Source organism: Microcoleus sp. FACHB-68 (assembly GCF_014695715.1).
In the GTDB taxonomy this organism is placed as follows: domain Bacteria; phylum Cyanobacteriota; class Cyanobacteriia; order Cyanobacteriales; family Oscillatoriaceae; genus FACHB-68.
Genome location: NZ_JACJOT010000018.1, coordinates 261,916 through 281,459, shown reverse-complemented (window position 1 = coordinate 281,459; position 19,544 = coordinate 261,916). Strand labels below are relative to the sequence as shown.

The following is a 19,544-nucleotide window of genomic DNA, read 5'->3' as shown; positions in this document are numbered from 1 at the left end:
CTCACTCCCCTTCATGCTGCCCTTCATCCGTTCAGATTTAAGCAAACTCCGCGCCTACACGCCCCACCCAGGCGGCAGTGCCGGTGAACCCGTTCAATCCTCCATTGATCGGCTGGATACCAACGAATGCCCCTACGACTTGCCTGACGAACTCAAACAAAAGCTAGCATTCACCTTTGAGCGGCTGATCGAATCCAACCGCTATCCCGATGGCAGTTATGCTGCCATTAAAGAAGCGATTGCCGAATATGTCTGCGAATCTGTGGGTTCTATTGAAACCGCTAAAATTGCGTCAGCCAATATTTCTGTAGGCAATGGCTCGGATGAACTGATTCGCTCTTTGTTAATCGCCACTTGTCTGGGGGGAGAAGGCTCGATCCTCGTTGCCAACCCCACCTTCTCTATGTACGCGATTTTGGCGCAAACCCTGGGCATTCCCGTTGTATCCGTTGGGCGATCTGAAGCGAATTTTGAAATCGACTTGGCAGCAGCTCAAAAGGCGATTGAACAAACGCAAAATCCACCCATTCGCGCGGTGTTCGTCGTCCATCCCAATTCCCCCACTGCCAACGCCTTAACCCCAGCAGAAATCGACTGGCTCAAGAGTTTGCCGGCAAATATCTTGGTGGTTATTGACGAGGCGTATTTTGAATTCAGTCAGACAACCCTTGTGGGAGAATTACCCCAGCGACCAAACTGGGTAATTTTACGCACTTTCTCCAAAGCCTTCCGCTTAGCCGCCCATCGAGCCGGTTATGCGGTTGCCCATCCGGAAGTGATCAGCGCCCTCGAAAAAGTCCGCTTGCCTTACAACTTGCCTAGTTTTACTCAAGCTGCCGTCGAAGTTGCCCTCGCCAATCGGCAACAGCTTTTAGACGTAATACCCCAAATTTTAGACCAACGCAGCCGGTTAATTAACGCCTTCAACCAAATCCCGCAACTGCAAATTTGGCCCAGTAATGCTAACTTCATTTACCTGCGTCTCAAAGATGCCGGTGACATGGATGCAGCCCTCAGCCACCTGATCCAGCAACTCAAAACTCAAGGCACCCTGATTCGTCACACCGGCGGCGGCATCCGCATCACTGTTGGCAGCCCCGAAGAGAACACGCGCACACTTCAGCGGTTGCAAGGGATTTTGTAGGGGCATGGGGCATGGGGAATGGGGCATGGGGCATGGGGCATGGGGAATGGGGCATCAAGATGATTGCTCCCTCTCTCCTCTTTCACTTAGCACTCAGGACTCAGGACTCAGCACTCAGGACTCAGGACTCCCTTCTACGCTCTTACGACTGCCGGCTTCCTAAGACTGTGGCGCACTATCCGTAGTGTTTGCGGTAAAACACCGACAAGGCCGGCTAAAGCCTCATCCTGTATTTGCGCGACCGTCTCTGGGTCAAAATAATATTCAAACTGCGTCAAAAGCATCTGCGCTCGCTGCATTGGCCCTGACTTTTCCGTGAGCTGTTCCATCAGCCGAATCCAATGCCGCCGAGTCCAAAAAGCCTTCTGTCTCGCCTCGTGGGTTTCTGGATAAACCAAACTCAGATTGCCCACCGGCACTGTGCGCTGACAGTCAATATCAAAAAAACCGCCAACCGCTGCTCCTGGCCCAGCAAATTCCGTGTGGAAGCGTTTATAAAGAATTAAGCCACTGCGCTGATGGCTGTCCACCACTAATAGCTGCCCGCTGTTGATCTGCGTCAGGATTTCAGAGCCTTGAGCGTACCGGATCAAGCTCTGAGAAGACTTTGTACTTTCATTATCAGATTTGGGGGCCGGCGGGTCAGTGCTGAAGTTATCCATTGCGTCAAAAGCCGACTGATAGTGCGGTTAGTTAAAGAGCGATGGGATCGCCCTCTTCACTTCTTATGATGACGCAATTTAGTTATCAAAAAAGACAAGATTCTTTGAAGATTCGCGCACACAACGGAAGGCGAATTTTCGGTTCATCTAGCCGGCTTATCTAAAGCAGTTTCCTGATTCATCTCAATTTCAGATAAGAATGCAACAGATGGGACGCTTGGGTAGCGCAACGGGAAACTCAACACCGGCAGGAATTTGAGACGCTGGGTTGAGAACCCTGCGTTTCACTTCGCCCAACCAACAGCAGATTGATTTAATCGCTGGTTTCCAGGCGCTTGCGTAACAAAATCCGTCTAGGCTGACCGAGTAACCAAGAATTCCAGCCGGCATCAACTTGTTGAATCCGATAGCCGGCCTTAAAATAAAGCCGTCGCGCCTGATTGTTATTTTCTAAAACATGGAGGTAAAGGTCTGGAAATCCCCATTCTAGAGCCTTGCCTTCACAGGCAGTCAGCAATTGCCGCGCCACTCCTTGCCGGCGAGAGGATCTCCGTACTGCCAAGTTTGACAAGTAGGGATATTGAAAAGATTTGCACTGCCAAGAATAGGAAGATCGCAAAGTCATCTCGACCGTGCCGACAATGTAAGGAGAACCATCTGTGGATTCTCCCACAGCAGGATCGACCGCCACAAAGCAGGCGTAGTGACCCCCGGCTGTGCGGAGCCGGTGTCGCAGATCCTCATAAATACCCATCCGCAAAAACGGATACACGCAGCCCATCCAACCGGCGCGAGAGTGAAAGCTATCCGTCAAAATTTCAGCTAAGCTTATCAGATCCGGGGACTGGGCCGCACGGATAATGAAACGCGTCTGATCGGCGGCGGTGCCGGAGCGTCCTGGCTGGCCATGCGTCGGGGAAGAAAAGCAGGGGTTCACAACTGGTGAGGGTACGAGCGCAAAACTTATCCTAATTGATTCAGCCGGCAAGAGCAGCGTTCTATCACCACTGAAATGTCAAATTTTATAACGACAACAAAATTGAGTGGTGAGACTGAACTCGCTAATTTCCAGCTTTTTTCTGAGTTTTTGGGGGTTCTACCACTATCTTACTCATATTTCTCTAAGCTCATTCGTCAAAAAACCTCTTAAGGCACTTGGAAGTTAAAAATAAAGAAAGTATAAAAATATAACGCACTATACTGAACAGTAAGCTCTTATAAGCAGGGTTGGGGCAAAAAGCATACACGGCATGATGAGCTACCACTTGGATGCCCTGTGGGAAAACCTTTGCTCAAAATTTCAGGGTGCCGGTCAAAATAGCTTGATGCAGATGGGGATCGAGACCTCAAGGGCATCTACCACAAGCAGTATATCGGGCCAACTCATTTCGTTGCGATGCAATAAATGAGACAAATCACTATACAATCTAAACCCATCTTCCATTCAGAGGTGAGAGCAGCCTTCAGCGGGTTATCGATCACGTCAAACACGTTTTCGCCGGCTCCTTTGCGCTCAGCGAAGCCTGATGGCTGCCATAATGCATCTATAAAAAAACAGTCCGCATTTCTCTTAAGACAGGAGCTAAGTGCAGCTTGGCATATCAAAATTGCCACTTACGTTCTCCCATCTCTTCAATATTTCCGCAAATTGCTGAAGTATTTGTGAAGTTACACTTCAAAAGCGAGAGTCTTAATAAAAAATGCAAAGTAGAGGCTCACGTTTTGCCGGTCAAAGCGTCAAACTTTGCGCCTCTAAAATTCAAAAACCAAAATAGCAAAACCAAAATTGATATGGCAATTAACCCTTATTCGGCTGAATCCTCTAGAGGTAAAGTACCCATCGACCTCAAACGACGCCACTTAAGACGAAAAATTTCACCTTCCCACACATGGCGAGATCATGAAGAAAAATTAACAACCAGCCAACAAGTGGCTCATTCGCCACTTCATGAAGCACTATCAAAGAGCGAAGCAGACATTGCCATCACAGAACTATTTCACCGGCTTTCCCACACCGATAGCGCAACGCCCCAAGCCGAGATCCAAGGTTGGACAAAAGGCTGGGTTGAATGTCTGCAATTTCTTGGCCATATCGACCCGGAAACAGGCAAACAACTACAGCAACTCTCTCACCAAGATCCGCACATCCCAACTCGCATCCCCCAAGAACCTGACAACTCGTTAGTTTCTCAAGCGCAGCGCTTACACCAAATTACCAGCCACATCCATCATTCCCTCGACGAAACCAAGGTGCGTCAGGCAATTGTGCGCCAGTTGTGCAGCCTTTTAGGTGCAGACTGTGCCGGCTTAATTCTTTATAACAGGCCGGCCCAAACCCTCGCCGTCGTCGCCACCTATTACCGGGCAGAAGCCACCGGCGCACCCATTTCTCCAGGCGAAACCCCAGAGGGTCTCACCCTACGGCTCGGATCGGGCTTAGATCGCGATACCTGCTGGAAACACTACTCACCTTGGATTGCTCAGGACGTAGACACCGCCGAAATTTCAGAAGTGGAGCGCCTGCTATTGCAAGCCTCCGGACTCCACTCAACCTTAATGGTGCCCATTGTCTATGAGGGGAATTTACTGGGCAGCGTTTACATCAGCCAATACACTTCTTGCCGGCTGTGGAGTGTTGCAGAAATGCAACTGGCCGAACTGGTGGCCCAACAAGCCGCCCTCGCCCTCAACCACGCCCGCCTTTACAGTGAATCGCAGCGACAAGCCCAGCGCGAGCAAGCACTCAACCGCATCGCCCATCGGATTCGTACCTTTTTAGATATCGACACCACAATTAACACCGCCCTAGCCGAGCTACTACAGCTCACTCAAGCGGATTTAATGATTTTTGTCGTCCCGCACCCCCACAACCCCAGCAGCCTGCAAATCACCCACCAAGCTTGCCGAAACCAAGTGTCCCAGCCGCAGCGCCGGCAATCCAGCGACACGTGGCTAGAAGTCGGTACAACCATTGAATTTAAAGGCGGTGGCCAGTATTGTAGCAACAGTTTATCGGGCCAAGTCGTGAACGTGGTTCCCAATACCCAAACAGCCCAGTTGGATGAGCGGGAACGCGCACTGTTCCAGCAGATGCAAATAGGAGCTTTGCTAGATACGGCGATTTGCTATCAGGACACCTTGCTGGGTCACATCTTGGCCATCAAACAGCAACCCTACGATTGGACGGAAGATGACACGGCGGCAGTGGAAGCGTTGGCTAATCAACTTGCGATTGCTATTACCCAAGCCCAACTGTACAAACGCACCCAGCAACAAGCCGAGGAAGCCAAAGCTTGGGGCCGGCAGCTTGCTAAAAACCTTGAGGAAAAAACCCAATTAATTGCCTCTTTACACGCCACCCAAGCACAACTGGTTCACCGAGAAAAAATGTCTTCCTTGGGGCAACTGGTTGCCGGTGTTGCTCACGAGATCAATAACCCAATTAATTTTATTTACGGCAATATCCCATATATCAGCAACTACACTGACGACCTTCTGGAGTTAGTTTGCCGCTATCAAAACGCATTTCCCAACCCACCGGCAGCCCTTGCTGAGTTTGAGTCCCAAATCGATATTGAATTTATTCAATCGGATCTGGGCAAAATTCTCAACTCCATGAGCAACGGGGCTGAGCGAGTGCGAGAAATCGTCCTCACCTTACGCAACTTCGCCCGTTTAGACGAAGCGGAAAAGAAGGCCGTCAATGTCCATGAAGGGTTAGAAAGTACCTTGATCTTGCTAAACAACCGCCTGCATGGTATAGAAATTGTGCGGCAGTACGGTGAGATTCCGCGTGTTGATTGCTATCCAGGCCAGCTTAATCAAGTGTTTATGAATCTTCTTTGCAACGCCATTGACGCGATCAAAGAAGCGCAAAAAGTTGGTTTGAAGTCTGCCAGAACAGAAGAAGGCGAACACTCAGAGCCGGCAAAACAGGTCTCTAGTGGGCAGCTAAGCATTAGTACAGAGCTGATCTCTAGTGCCGAATGTTGTTTGGCTGATATCTTGCAGGACTCAACCAATCTGCAACAACAGCAGCAAACTTCCGAAGATCGCCTCGCACAGATGCGCCCAAGCCCATCTCAATACAAAGTGCGAATCCGAATTCGAGACACCGGCACAGGCATTGCCCCAGAACACCAAGCCAAAATTTTTGATCCCTTTTTCACCACCAAGCCGGTGGGCACCGGCACGGGTTTGGGCTTATCCATCGCCTACAAAATAGTGGTACACAAACATCAGGGAAAACTCTGGTGTGAATCGACTGTTGGGGGCGGGACAGAATTCTTCATTGAATTACCACTGCGGCAGTAAAGGCAAACGGCAAAATTTTCTATTTTTCCTTTTGTCTTCTAACACGGCGATCCAATCTGAGGGGGTAAAAAACTGGAATCAAATCCCTATTTATCTCTTGTCATCTCTTCCAGATTTAAAAGAGAATAAACGATTGCTTCCACAGAACTTTCAACATAAAAGAAGTGACGGTCAGTATTGAAAAATCTGCTCGAAGTTGGGTGTGACAGTTAACTTAACAACCAAAAAAGGAACTGAAAGGCTGCTTAATCGCATTATGCAACGATATGTGGCAAGGCTATTCCCCCACAGGGCTAGGCTTTTCAATTGGATCTTGAACTTTTATTGGCTGTCTGTGAAAAGTTACAGATCGAATTAATTAGTTGCCATAAATTTTTGAAAATCACGGTTCAACAAGAGTGAATGCAAGAAATGTAAAAACTTATTAACGTGTTTTTCGCACCTCTGTACAATTATTCTAGAAACCCGAAAGACGAGAAACCAAGTGTCGGCGTGACTCAAGTCGTGAAGGATGTTCATTGATGCTTCTATACTTCAAAACCGAGTTAAAACTCAACAACGTTCAATGTACTCAATGAGCTAAACACGGCGGCGCTGCCCGTCATGCTTAGAATTGGGGAGAATCCACGCAAATGTAAGAAAAAAGGTCAGTGTGACAGGTTCACGGGTAATGGCTCTATTAAGGTTGAAGCGTTCCGACGTAAGTTTTATAGAAGCTAAACCTAGCGTCTGTTATCTAGTATAGAAAAGTAAGTGTGTTAGATAGGGTTGAGTCGGTCTTAGGTAACGGTGTATTAGGATCGTACTGAAGGAGTGCATCAACCTTCGTCGGAGTGCAAGCGCCAACTCCTTTACCCTGTACAAGCACCTTCCCAGCGCTATTGTGCGGTCAATCCAGTCCGGATAGGCAACGCTGATTTCAGCTTTTCCAGAAAAGCGGAGGTGTTCGCAGCGCTCTTGCTCGTGGCCAAGCCATAATGTGCTAACTATCATAATGACCAAAGCTCACTCCCAAACCTTATGGCAAGATGTAGTTAATTCTCTCAAGACAACTGCTGCCGCGATCAAGCGATGGGTTATTGTTGTGTCTCAATTTAAGGGTCGTCATCTGCACCCCTGTGCCTCTCCTCAGCCACCGGCTGTTTTTTAGGAATGCCGGCTTTTTTTGGCTTGGATACCAGGGAAATGCTTGCACTACAAGCGTTAGGGTTTATCCGTCCGGTCGCTCGGATGGCCCGAAAAGCTCCATTCTGATTGATTGGGTTTAAAAAGATTTGAGCTTTCTCAAATCCCAAATCTGCCCGTTAAAATGTCTTTGCCCCAAAGGGCGATTTCGACTGGGAAATTTATTTAGCCTGATGAGACGATGTTAGATCTAACTGCCTCAGCAGCAGGAGAGCGGTGCATGACATCCCAAGGAAACAGTAAAACTAAAATACTGGTTGTCGATGACGAACCAGATAACCTGGATCTGCTTTATCGCACCTTCCATGAGGAATACCAAGTGCTGAGGGCAGAAAGTGGGCCGGCGGCGCTGGATATTCTCGCCACAGCCGGTGATATTGCTGTGATCATTTCCGATCAGCGGATGCCCCTGATGAGCGGAACTGAATTCCTCAGCCTCACTGCAACCCAGTATCCAGATGTGATCCGAATTATTCTCACCGGCTACACCGATGTGGAAGATTTGGTGGAAGCAATTAACTCCGGTAAGGTGTTCAAATACGTTACCAAACCTTGGGACGCTGTACAGCTTCTAGCGCTTGTGCGACAAGCCGTAGACACTCACAATGTACTAAAAGCCCGCACAAAAGAACTCTGCCGCACGCTCCGTCAAGAATCACTGCTCAATGCAGTCACCAATACCATTCGCTCGCGCACCAACTACCGGCAGATTCTCCAGACGATCGTAGAAACCGTTGGCCAAATGTTTGAGGTCAGCTGCTGTATCCTGCGTCCGGTTCATGATGACCAACTAGCGAACGAGTGCTTTATCTATCAAAAGGATGAAAACGGCAAGAAGAGGGAGGAAAAAGGAAATTCTCATTCATCTTCTACCCTTCCCACTTCATCCTTATTCCAGACAGTTTGGGACACCCGCGATGTCGAGGTGATGAATGATGTGCTGGCGGATGAGCGGTTTAGCGAGACCGAAGAAGGCAGAGAGCGTGCCGCCATTTACCAAGCCGCAAATATTCGCTCTAGCTTAGTCGTCCCGCTGTTCTGCCGGCTCGATTTTATGGCAGTGCTGGCATTGCACGAGTTCGGGACGCCGCGTGTGTGGCAGGATGACGAAGTCCAGATGGTAATTATGGTGGCTGACCAAGCTGCCTTCGCACTGGCCCAAGCACGGGCTTACGAACAGGTGCGGGCGCTGGCCAAACGCGAGGCGCTGATTAATACGATCACCACCGCAATTCGCTCCAGCCTCAACCCGCAAGATATTTTTGCCGCCATCACCCAACAGTTGGGGCAAGCCCTTCATGCGGATGGCTGCGCCCTATCTTTGTGGACGGAGGAGGATGAGTATGTCCAGTGTGTGGGTTTGTATGACTCGTTGCAAGACACGTATCACAAAGAACCCCTGGAAAGTTCACATCAGCCGGCCAGCCCCTCTTACTCGCCGGGAACTCTCAGCCGGCCCGCAGGAAACGCTAAAGCCGGCGAAAACAAAGCGTTAGGAGCTTCTAGGAACGCCAGGGAGGCACAAAACACCCCAGCACCCTCATCGTTGCTTCCCCGGTCTGTCGTGCCTATTCGGGGCAATCCTGTGCTGCTCCAGCTGCTAATGACGCAACAGCCGGTGGTGGTGAGCGATCTGGAAAGCAAGCCCGAACTGAATGTGTTCGATATGCCGCTGCGTTCGCCGGCACGGGCGCTGTTAGTGGTGCCCCTGATCTCAGACGGGCAAATTATTGGCAGTATTTCTCTGCGCCAAACTCACGCACCCAGACAATGGGAGGCATCAGAAATTGAGCTGGCCCAGGCAGTGGCAGCGCAAGCGGCAATCGCAGTGCAGCAGGCCCGACTTTATCAAAAAACACGACAGCAGGCGGAACGGTTGCTCGAACTTGACCGGCTGAAAACCGAGTTTTTCCAAAATATTTCTCACGAGTTCCGCACCCCGCTGACGCTGATGCTCGGGCCGCTGGAATCGGTGGTGGCCCAGCATGGAGATTTGCCCTACGCGCAGGCGGAGATCGCTTTGCGAAATTCCCGCCGCTTGTTGCGACTGGTGAACCAACTGCTAGATTTACAGCGCATTGATGCCGGTCGGATGCAGCCAACATTCCGCCCCTGCGATTTGGTGGATTTTGTTAACCAAACTGTGGATTCGTTCCGCCCTTATTGCGACAAAAAAGGAGTGGGGGTTTATACGCATCTGAGCGAGTGTTCTTCAGTTTACTTAGATTTAGAAAAATTTGATAAGGTACTCTACAATTTACTGTCCAATGCGATGAAGTTTACGCCGAAAGGCGGCAGTATTATTGTTACCTTGCAACGAGCTGGGGATCATTGTCTTTTGCAAGTCAAAGATACTGGCGTTGGCATTCGCTCTGATCAGATTCCTCATTTGTTTGAGCGCTTCCGTCAGGCAGAAGGCTCGGCAAGCCGGTCTTATGAGGGCAGCGGTTTGGGTTTGGCTTTGGTGAAAGAACTGGTGGAACTCCACGGCGGCCAAATTGCTGTTGAATCAGTTTACCGGCAAGGGGCGACTTTCACGATTTGGCTGCCAATCGGAACGGCTCATCTGCCTCCGGAACAAATTATTGAAGTGCCAACCGGGGTGCTGCCTTCTCGCGCTGCAGTCGAGTTAGCAGATGTGGAGTTTGAGCAAGAAACTCATGATTTATTAGAGTTAAGTGAAGAGTTAAAAGAAGCCACTCGCAAAACTTCTGCATCTCCAACGCAGCCATCTGTGCCGGCACAAGGCGGACTCCCGAAAGCTCAGCAGTCGGTTTTATTTGTCGATGACAATCCTGATCTGCGTACCTATGTCTCTGGCATTCTCAAGCAACAAGGCTATCACGTTATTGTGGCTCGCAATGGAGCGGAAGGCTTCTCGCTATCAAAAGAACAGCATCCTGACCTAATAGTGACGGATTTGATGATGCCTTTGGTATCAGGTTTGGATATGATTCGCATGATTCGAGAAGAGGAGGGTTTAAAAGGAATTCCAATCATTTTGTTAACAGCAAAAGTTAATGAAGACACTCGCATTGAAGGTGTGGAAGGAGGGGCGGATGGCTATTTAGCAAAGCCGTTTAATGATCGCGAATTGCTGGCATCTGTGCGAAATCTCTTGGCACTGAAGGAAAATGAGCGCCGGATACAAGAACTCAATACCTATCTAACCGAGTCTGTGTTGCGCCGGTTCTTGCCGCCTTCAATGGTGATTAAAGCGGCTGCCGGTGAGCTGTTGCTCGATCTGCGTCCAGAACCCCGTTTAATCACGATTTTATTTAGTGACATTGTGGGATTCACCCAGTTAGCTAATACATTGCGCTCGCGCCGGGTGGCTGAAGTGCTCAATGAATATTTAGCGGAAATGACGCGAGCGGTGTTTGATAGCGGCGGTACGGTGGATAAGTTTGTGGGAGATGCTGTGATGGCTTTATTTGGGGCACCGGAGGAACTGACGCCTAATGAGCAGGTGCGGCGGGCGGTGGCAGCAGCACGGCAAATGCAGCATCATTTGGCAATCCTAAACCGGCGCTGGCAAGAGCAAGGTTTAGTAGGGGCGCAAGGTGTGGCACCTATTCAGTTTCGCTGTGGCATTCATCAAGGCACGGCTGTGGTGGGAATGTTCGGTGGGGCTGATCGAGCGGATTATACGGCGATTGGCCCTTCGGTGAATATCTCGGCGCGGTTACAAGAGGCGGCAGATCCGGGGAGTATTCTGGTTTCAGCAGCAGTTGCAGATTATCTAGATGAGGAGGAAATTACAAAATTCCGTCCACTTAAATTGAAGGGAATTGATGAGACGGTTCTCACTTTTGTGGTGAATTCGCACGAGTAAAGCGTTGAGAGTAAACTTCTGGCAAAAAGTTTTTTTAACCGCAGATAGACGCAGATTAACGCAGATAAGGTTATCTGTTTAAGGCGTTTATTTGTTGGTTTTTAAGATTTTTGCAAGAGGTTAAATTCAGAAATGAGTGTTCAATTCTCAATTCTCAGTTCTTTGCGCTTGTCGTTGCAGGTGGCACTTTTGGCAACAGTTTTTGTGGCGCTCATTGGGGGACTCATCGGCTACTTATTGGCGCGGCATAATATACAAGAAAAAAGGGAAAAGAAGGAAAGGCAAGTTAGATTTCTTCCTTCTAATTTTTTACTGTTTGTATTTGAAGCGTTGATTACTCTACCGCTGACGTTACCCCCAACGGTTGTGGGCTTTTATTTATTAGTTTTATTTGGGCGCAATGGGTTTGTAGGCCGGCCTCTTTATGAAATAACCGGCTGGAGTTTGGTTTTTACCTGGCAAGGCGCTGTGGTGGCGGCGGCGGTGATGGCACTGCCATTGATGGTGAAAACAACGCGGGCAGCTTTGGAAAGTGTCGATCCGATTTATTTACAAGCGGCTCAAACTTTGGGCCAATCTGAATGGCAAGTTTTTTGGCGGGTTTGGCTACCTTTGGCGTGGAAGGGGATATTTGCTGGGGTTGTTCTCAGTTTTGCGCGAGCTTTGGGTGAATTTGGCGCGACACTGATGATTGCCGGCAATATTCCGGGGGCTACACAAACGATGCCAATGGCAATTTATGAGGCTGCGACTGCCGGCAATGAGCGGCTGGCATTGATTTTAGTGGTAATTCTCAGTTTCATCTCCTTAGTGGTTGTCTCGCTCACCAATTATTTAGAACAACGTCACGCACAATAGAAAAGGAAAAGTTAACGGTTTATCATAATGGGTTTGGGATTCAAGAATAGCTCTTTTCGTTATGGGTCAAGAGTTATCTGTCATTTGTCAAGTTTTCAAAAGGACAAATGACAACGGACAATGACAAACTCTAGAATCTAAAGCTCAATGACTTCAACTGCTCCAACTGATCCACCGAACTGGCGCAGACACACCGATCCACCGGCACTCTGGGTGGGGGTGTCTCTGGGTTCTGTTTTTCTGCATTTGCTCGTTTTCTGGTTGGCACGATCTCTCAGCTTGCCGCTTCTCGTTCAGTCGGGGGATGAGCCAATTGCAATTGATCTGTTTGTAGAGACTCCAAAAACAGAAACGCCAAAAGCAGCGCCTCAACAAAAGGCGAAGCCACCAGCACCCCCAAAAACTCCTGCTAAAGCAATTCCAACGCCGGCGAGTAAACCGGCTGTTTCTTCTGCTTCAGGTAACACGGCGCTGCTGCCGGCACCAGCCAAGTCGCCACCGGCTTCTAAGGGTGGCGTTAATAAGCCGACTCCCACACCTACGCCAATTCCCAAGCCGGCACCCACACCTACGCCAATTCCTAAGCCGGTAGCTACAGCGACGCCAATTCCCAAGCCGGCACCAGCGCCAGCGCCAACACCAATTTCTAAGCCGGCACCAGCGCCAGCGCCAACACCAATTTCTAAGCCGGCACCAGCGCCAGCGCCAACACCAATTCCTAAGCCGGCACCAGCGCCAGCGCCAACACCAATTCCCACACCAACACCAGAACCAACTCCCACACCAACTCCCACACCAACACCAACGCCAGAACCAACTCCCACACCAACGCCAGAACCAACTTCCACTCCAACGCCAGAACCAACTCCCACACCAACGCCTGAACCCGAACCTGAACCAACTCCCACTCCAGAACCAACGCCAGAACCGACACCCACTCCAGAACCAACGCCAGAACCCGAACCGATTCCGGAACCGACACCCACACCAACGCCAGAACCCGAACCTGAACCGAGTGGGCCGGCAACATCTAGTGAAGAGTTGCCACCCGTACCACCACCAAGGGACAATCAACCTACAGAAACCGCTCAGGAGCCAGAGACTCCATCGGAACCGGCAGGGGAGCCAGAGCCTTCAGAGGGTGCCGGTGTCGGGGTGAGAGTCAGTGTTGTGGGGGTTCGCTTGGCTAACCCAGACAAGGATATTCCTGATGCCGGTCGAGAAGCCAAACCCATGAGGCTTTCTGACGAGTTTCCTGACTTGGCCTATCCGCCGCAAATTGATCAAATCGCTCTTGGTCAGGAGGTCACTTTGTATGTAATGGTGAGTCCCACAGGACGAGCTGAAGTCATACAGATGCGGCAAGGCAGTCAATCACCGGCTTATGATCAGTGGGCGGAAAACCTGATGGCACAATGGGAATTTGAGCCGGCATACCAAGGCGGTCAACCTGTTGCCGGTGAATTGGAGGTCAGGCTTAGAATTGACCCACTCTAGAACATCAAAAAAGAGTTTTTTCAAATTTTGTTCACATCTGGCAAAATCATGATATATTTAAAAATGCGTTGGATTGCGGGCATGGTTTAATGGTAAAACCTTAGCCTTCCAAGCTAAAGACGCGGGTTCGATTCCCGCTGCCCGCTTTTAAGTCAAACCTATAGGAAGCAAGGGGTTCAAGCTTTACTTTGTAGGTCGGTTTCAGTCTAAATTGACATTGCATCTGCAACAGTTCTATCAACTTCCTGCCGAGCGAGACGGTAAGCTAGAGTTTCGTCACTTCTGTGATTAGCGTTATCTCTTTTGCGGTTGCAGGTCATTGCATGAGTCAACGTCCCAGTATCTTCTCATTTTTCTCAGGAACCGGCTTTCTCGATTTAGGGTTTGAATTGAGCGGTTACAATATCGTTTATGTGAACGAAATTCACCCAGCTTTTCTAGCAGCCTACCGTTATTCTCGGCAAAATCTTAATTTGCCAGAGCCAAAATTCGGTTATTTTCAAGAAGATGTGATTAAACTAACCGAAGGTCAAGATAAATTAAAGCTCGAAGAATTAATCAAAGAGGCTCGCAAATCGAGTAATATTATTGGGTTTATCGGTGGCCCGCCTTGCCCTGACTTCTCGATAGGTGGTAAAAATAAAGGTGGAGAAGGAGAGCGTGGTAAACTTTCGGCTGCCTACATTGAATTAATTTGTCAGCAGAAACCAGACTTCTTTCTTTTCGAGAATGTTAAAGGACTGTGGCAAACGAAAAAACATCGATTGTTTTTTGACGAACTCAAATCTAAAACGCAAGAAGCCGGTTATATTTTAACTGAACGCCTTATTAACTCGTTAGAGTATGGAGTTCCTCAAGACAGAGACAGAATTATTCTTCTGGGATTTCGTGAAGAATTGATTAGTGATCAAAGCACTCATATTGCTCTGCAAAAAAATATTGTTGAGAGTGCTTTTCCTTGGAAAAAGTATATTAGATATTCAAAAACAGAAATACTGTCCTTCCCTTGGTTGCAAACTAACCCATTTCAGGAAGATTCAGAACTGCCTTTTCCGGATAATATTCCACAAGAGCTAACCGTTGAATATTGGTTTCAGCAAAATGAGGTACTTAACCATCTAAATGCCCAACATCATTTTAAACCGAGAGCCGGTCTCAACCGATTTAAATCAGTTGAAGAAGGTGATACTTCCAAAAAATCTTACAAACGCCTTCACCGATGGCGTTATTCTCCAACCGCTTGCTATGGAAATAACGAAGTTCATTTACATCCCTACAAAACCCGGAGAATTTCTGTAGCTGAGGCGCTGGCAATACAATCTTTGCCAAAAAACTTTTATCTGCCGCCTTACTTACCCTTAAACATTTTATTTAAAACAGTAGGGAATGGGGTTCCTTACTTAGCTGCACAAGCACTCGCTCAGACAATTTTGGATTATTTAGAAATCAGTAAAGTCGAGCGCGTCGTAGAATTAATTTCATGAACATTCAGACTCGGCGCTCGTCATGCCGCAAAGAAGATAAAAGTATCTTTTTTTACTTCTAAATGGGTGATAATTTCAACTGTTAGATAAAAAATCAACTGTTGGCAAAAGCGGATCTTTAACAATTCCCACACCGGCAAACCCCCAGCGAGTCAACAAACCCTTCAACTGAGAGCCGGTGATTGACTCCACGCCAAACTTATCCGCAACACCGGCACCGTGCGTATTGAGGTAGCTCAGCGCGTCAGAATGCTCTTGAAACATCAGCAAATAGCCTTTGCCGCCGCTAGTATTGGGATGAGCCGCCAAATAGCTACCGTCAGCTTTAGAACGAACTAAATAGTGAATTTGTGAAAACATATTCTCCCAGCAATAAAAAATTTTTTCCCTTATTTAGGTTAATTCATATCTTCCAGTTTAATCCGGGGATCAGAAACTTTTAGGAGTAAATCTGCTAACAAATTGCCTACAATTAGCATGACAGCACCCATCATCAAACTTGCCATCACTAAATACTTATCTTGATTCGTTACCGCTTGCAAAATCATCCGGCCTAATCCGGGCCAATTAAAGAAAAACTCTGCAATAAACGCCCCACCCAACAAGCCGGCAAACTCAAATCCTAATAATGTAATTAGAGGATTCACCGCATTTCGCAGAGCGTGTATATAGATGACTCGATTTTCTGGTAAACCCTTTGCACGAGCGGTTCGGATATAATCTTGGCGCAGTACATCTAGCAATTGTCCGCGAGTAATTCGCTGCAAGCCGGCAAAACTGGTAACACTGAGCGCGATTGTCGGTAAAATCATGTGCCAGCCAATATCCAAAACTTTACCCAACGGCGTTAAATCCGCATAATTAATGCTAGTCATGCCGCCGACTGGAAAGAGGGGGGAAGTCACTTGAGCGAAAAACAAGAGTACCAACGCTGTGATAAAGCTGGGAAAACCTTGCCCGATATAGCTAATGATACGCAGGATGCGATCAGCGAGATCATTTTGCTGAACCGCGCCAATAATCCCCAGAGGAATTGCAATTGCCCAAGTCAAAATTAACGATGAAATTGCTAGCAATAGAGTTGCCGGTATGCGCTCCCACAACAGAGATGCGATGGAGCGTTGGTAAACAAAACTTGTACCAAAATCTCCGTGAGTCAAAATTCGGCTTAACCAATGCCAATATTGCTCAACCGGCGGCCTATCTAACCCAAAATTAATACTTAATTGTTTGATAGTATCTGGAGAAATCTTGGGATTTTGTCGCAGCGTATCCAAGTAATCTCCCGGTGCTAGTTCAATAATTGCAAAGCACAGCGCCGATGCCAAAAATAGCGTTAAAAGTGCCTGTAGCAGCCGCTTTAACACATATAAAAGCGTCTCGCTAGTGGCTAGCGCCGCCATTCTATTTGTAAAAGATTCTAACCCCCGGCTGCCTGAGGAATGCTTAGTAGAAGTCATAAAAAAACCGATTAGATAGAGATGGAGGCAGGGGCAAAGCGGCAAAGCAACAAAGAAGCATAGAAATTACCCATAACCGATTTTCGCTGCTTCTACCTTTGAGTTGGCGAAGCCTTGCCCCATACGCCTTAATACTCGATTAAAGTCACCACCGGCACATCTGGCAGTTTGTGACGACCGCCCAAAGCCGCTAGCTCTAAGATAAAGCCAAAACCGACCAATTCGCCGCCCGTCTGCTGCACCAGATCCGCCGTCGCCTTTGCCGTACCGCCGGTTGCCATCAGATCGTCCACAATTAGCACCCGACTGCCCGGTTCCCAGGCATCCTGATGCATTTCGAGCCGGTCTGTCCCATACTCTAGCTCATACTCGACAGCATAAATCGCCGCCGGCAACTTGCCTCGTTTCCGCACCGGCACAAAGCCGGCACCCAGTTTATAAGCCATTGGCACTGCAAAAATGAAGCCTCGTGACTCCATGCCAACAATATAATCGGGTTTTAAATCGGCACATTTTTCTGACATCGTGTCAATGGTGTAGCGCAGCCCCTCTGGGTCGCGCAAGAGCGTCGTAATATCCCGAAACAAAATACCCGGTTTCGGAAAATCTGGGATGTCGCGAATCAGAGACTTCAAATCCATGAGTTGATGATTGAGGGTGAGTTTGGCATCAGTATCGTCTTGTCTGCCGGTTCGGGAACTATCCTCTAGCCTGACAGGGGTTGCGACAAAATCGTACAGCTCTTGATGGTGCGTTTGTCAAGCAATCTTGCTGTGATCCCCTACACTAGAATTTAGCACCGGCTCACCGCCAACCCCCATCAAAATGCCCAGCTCTCTTATGTGCCCTTACAAATCACTGTGCAGAAATCTTGCTAAAATTGACTGTTTGTTTGTACCCGGATTTTTAATTTCCAGTGCTGAATTTTGGTAGCACACAGATGGGTTCGCGCCATTAGTATAAAAGGGCATCAATGTCAATAGAAAAACTTAGGTATTTTTGTTTGCAAGCCATTATAAATTTAGTCTTGATTAGTCCAGTTGACCCCCCCAGGCAGTTAGCATGAATGGTCCAGTAAGCGTAATGCAATCCAACAGTCCGCCCGAACGGTCAACCCCGCTGATTTTGGACAGTCTGCCGAACCCTCTCATCTCTGAGCTGGGCTGTCCTCGTCGCACACGGTTGCAAATAGACCTGATTTTACTGGCCATTGAAGCCTTGGATCTTAAAGGCTCTGAAGCCATCTTAGCCTTGGCCAAAGAACTGGAGATCGACGAAATTATTCAAAATCGGGTCGTCCTGTGGCGACTTCGCAGTACCAACCCGCTGAGGCGTTACAGCCAGCGGCGTCCCCTGAGATTGGAAGAAGCCAAAGCGCTGGTAATGATTGCCTGCCACTTAGCACGTCGGATGACGGTATTAATTCGTCAGCTGCTCATGGACTACCAGCAACTACGAGACAAGCAAGTTCCCCTCGAACACCATTTGCGGCTGTCTGATTATTTAGAACGCTTCCGGGCGCATTTCCGCAGCCGGATGAACCCGCGCAGAGCCGGTGTTCTGGTGTACAACACCGATGAAAAATTGAACCAGCTGGCTCTAGAATTGCTGGGTAAATTACTGTTTTGCACCGGCACCGCCGGAATGCAACGATTTTGGATTAGTCTGTTTGATGGAGAGGTGGCATGACAATTCTACGCCAATACAATTTACCGAATTGCACCTTGCTCCTAGAAGGCATGAGCGAGAGCGCTTCTAGCAGCCCCTCAGACAGTCGCCCTTTGATGTCGCTGCTAATCGGTGCGGAATGCCGATTTGCCGGTCGAGAGCAGACACTGAGCGGGGGACGGGAGTTTTTAGAAAGCTTAGTTACGGCACTCAGCCGCTACGCCCAAGAAGTTTTGAGCGGAGTGCCCCACCCCATCGATCCAACTGCTCAGCCATCCTTGGTGGAGGTGCGAAAAATTGACGGAAACTTGCACCGGCTGACTCTACACTCCCCGGATGGGCACAGTGTCGCGAAACCGGCATCTCCGACACACTTTGATCTGACAACCGTGCAACTGTTTGATTTGGTAGAGGCAGTCGATCAGTTTTTTGCAGACTCTCGGACGCTGCCAGAGTTGTCTCTCCGCTTGACACCCGTTTCTAAGAAATCTGCCCAAACCTACAAGCCGGTAGCCCGCCGTGCCATGCCGGCAGCCATTGGGGTGTCAACTTTAGCCGCTGCAGCGATCGCGGCTTCTTTCTTTCCCATTCCCGACGTGCGACGCCCTACAGAGCCGGTGCAACAGTCGGGTTCTAGCAATAATACGTTAACCAACACCAGCGCTAACTCTAATGCCGGTGCTTCTCCCCCTTCCGCGTCAGAGTTAGAAACTGCCCTGTCAACCTTGCCGGAGATTAGCGATCCCAACCAACTCGAAGGTTTGAAGTGGAAACTTTACGACCAAATTGATCGCGCTTGGAAACGCGACAACTCGTTTGGACAGGAACTTGTTTATCGTGTTGGTGTGGGCCAAGATGGTGCAATTGTTGGCTATAAGCCGGCAAACCAAGGCGCGATAGATGCACGGGAAACGCCTTTGTCAGACTTAGTTTACATTCCCCCAGGCGGCGGTCAAGCCACTCCAGAATCTCTCGCCCAGTTCAAAGTCGTGTTGAGCGAGGGAGGGAATCTGGAAGTCAGTCCCTGGAAAGGCTACACCGCAGATCCCAGCCTACCCCCAGATATTTCCGATCCCGGACAGCTAGAAGATTTGCAGGATCAGCTGTACAAGGAAATTGATCGAAACTGGAAAAACTCTCCCTCGTTTGAGCGTGAGTTAATCTACCGCGTGGGTATTAACCCAGATGGCACCATCGCCAACTTCACGCCGCTGAATCAACCCGCCTTTGATTACGTTCAGGAAACGCCCCTGGAGAAATTGCAACAACTGGCCTCGGCTGCCGGCAACTCAACGGAGGGTGCCGATACTCAGCAACAACTGGCTCAATTTAGAGTCGTTTTTACCCCCAGAGGGGTGCTTCAAGTCAGTCCTTGGAAAGGATTCCGTTAACCGGCAGTTCCTGCTGTCGTTTAGAGGGGGGGAGCAAAGTAAATTT

General features: G+C 48.9%; 14 protein-coding genes and 1 tRNA gene. 10 read left to right on the top strand and 5 right to left on the bottom strand.

The genetic code is table 11. The features are described 5' to 3' along the window. The first annotated feature begins 13 nt into the window (after positions 1 to 13). Positions 14 to 1,144: a histidinol-phosphate transaminase gene (locus H6F73_RS24965; RefSeq protein ID WP_190761457.1), complete on the top strand. Its 1,131-nt coding sequence runs from the start codon at positions 14 to 16 to the stop codon at positions 1,142 to 1,144. A 4-nt stretch (positions 1,145 to 1,148) separates the two neighbouring features. Then, the gene (locus H6F73_RS24960; RefSeq protein ID WP_190761456.1) at positions 1,149 to 1,307 is read left to right on the top strand and encodes a hypothetical protein; all 159 of its coding nucleotides are present in this window, start codon (positions 1,149 to 1,151) and stop codon (positions 1,305 to 1,307) included. Here the strand turns inward: H6F73_RS24960 and H6F73_RS24955 are convergent. Then, entirely contained in the window at positions 1,279 to 1,806 is a 528-nt protein-coding gene (locus tag H6F73_RS24955) for a hypothetical protein (protein WP_242072645.1), read from the bottom strand. The genes H6F73_RS24960 and H6F73_RS24955 overlap by 29 nt on opposite strands. 313 nt (positions 1,807 to 2,119) lie before the next feature. After that, entirely contained in the window at positions 2,120 to 2,743 is a 624-nt protein-coding gene (locus tag H6F73_RS24950) for a GNAT family N-acetyltransferase (RefSeq protein WP_190761455.1), read from the bottom strand. An 854-nt stretch (positions 2,744 to 3,597) separates the two neighbouring features. On the opposite strand from H6F73_RS24950, the gene H6F73_RS24945 reads away from it, so the two are divergent. The 6 genes from H6F73_RS24945 (at position 3,598) to H6F73_RS24920 (ending at position 14,979) form a co-directional block, all read left to right on the top strand. Next, positions 3,598 to 6,120: a GAF domain-containing protein gene (locus H6F73_RS24945; RefSeq protein ID WP_190761454.1), complete on the top strand. Its 2,523-nt coding sequence runs from the start codon at positions 3,598 to 3,600 to the stop codon at positions 6,118 to 6,120. 1,405 nt (positions 6,121 to 7,525) lie between these two features. Further along, on the top strand, positions 7,526 to 11,140 hold the full coding sequence (locus tag H6F73_RS24940) for a response regulator (RefSeq protein ID WP_190761453.1): 3,615 nt from the start codon (positions 7,526 to 7,528) through the stop codon (positions 11,138 to 11,140). A 132-nt stretch (positions 11,141 to 11,272) separates the two neighbouring features. After that, complete coding sequence (gene modB / locus H6F73_RS24935) at positions 11,273 to 11,998, top strand: molybdate ABC transporter permease subunit (protein ID WP_190761452.1); 726 nt, start codon at positions 11,273 to 11,275, stop codon at positions 11,996 to 11,998. Between the two features lie 147 nt (positions 11,999 to 12,145). Then, positions 12,146 to 13,495, top strand: coding sequence for a TonB family protein (locus tag H6F73_RS27155; RefSeq protein ID WP_190761451.1), 1,350 nt, complete (start codon positions 12,146 to 12,148; stop codon positions 13,493 to 13,495). Positions 13,496 to 13,570: 75 nt separating this feature from the next. Continuing rightward, positions 13,571 to 13,641: transfer RNA gene (locus tag H6F73_RS24925), tRNA-Gly, on the top strand. Between the two features lie 177 nt (positions 13,642 to 13,818). After that, entirely contained in the window at positions 13,819 to 14,979 is a 1,161-nt protein-coding gene (locus H6F73_RS24920; protein ID WP_190761450.1) for a DNA cytosine methyltransferase, read from the top strand. 75 nt (positions 14,980 to 15,054) lie between these two features. On the opposite strand, the gene H6F73_RS24915 is transcribed toward H6F73_RS24920, so the two are convergent. The 3 genes from H6F73_RS24915 to H6F73_RS24905 all read right to left on the bottom strand — a co-directional run bounded on the left by H6F73_RS24915 (position 15,055) and on the right by H6F73_RS24905 (position 17,080). Beyond that, positions 15,055 to 15,339, bottom strand: coding sequence for a hypothetical protein (locus tag H6F73_RS24915; protein WP_190666408.1), 285 nt, complete (start codon positions 15,337 to 15,339; stop codon positions 15,055 to 15,057). 38 nt (positions 15,340 to 15,377) lie between these two features. Continuing rightward, a complete protein-coding gene (locus tag H6F73_RS24910; protein ID WP_242072663.1) occupies positions 15,378 to 16,382 on the bottom strand; it encodes an ABC transporter permease in 1,005 nt (334 codons plus the stop codon). Between the two features lie 185 nt (positions 16,383 to 16,567). Then, positions 16,568 to 17,080: an adenine phosphoribosyltransferase gene (locus tag H6F73_RS24905; protein ID WP_190761448.1), complete on the bottom strand. Its 513-nt coding sequence runs from the start codon at positions 17,078 to 17,080 to the stop codon at positions 16,568 to 16,570. Between the two features lie 421 nt (positions 17,081 to 17,501). Here H6F73_RS24905 and H6F73_RS24900 point away from each other — a divergent pair, with 421 nt between their 5' ends. After that, complete coding sequence (locus H6F73_RS24900; RefSeq protein WP_190761447.1) at positions 17,502 to 18,128, top strand: DUF3038 domain-containing protein; 627 nt, start codon at positions 17,502 to 17,504, stop codon at positions 18,126 to 18,128. Next, on the top strand, positions 18,125 to 19,498 hold the full coding sequence (locus H6F73_RS24895) for a DUF4335 domain-containing protein (protein ID WP_190761446.1): 1,374 nt from the start codon (positions 18,125 to 18,127) through the stop codon (positions 19,496 to 19,498). Before H6F73_RS24900 ends, H6F73_RS24895 begins: the two co-directional genes overlap by 4 nt. Positions 19,499 to 19,544: the final 46 nt, after the last annotated feature.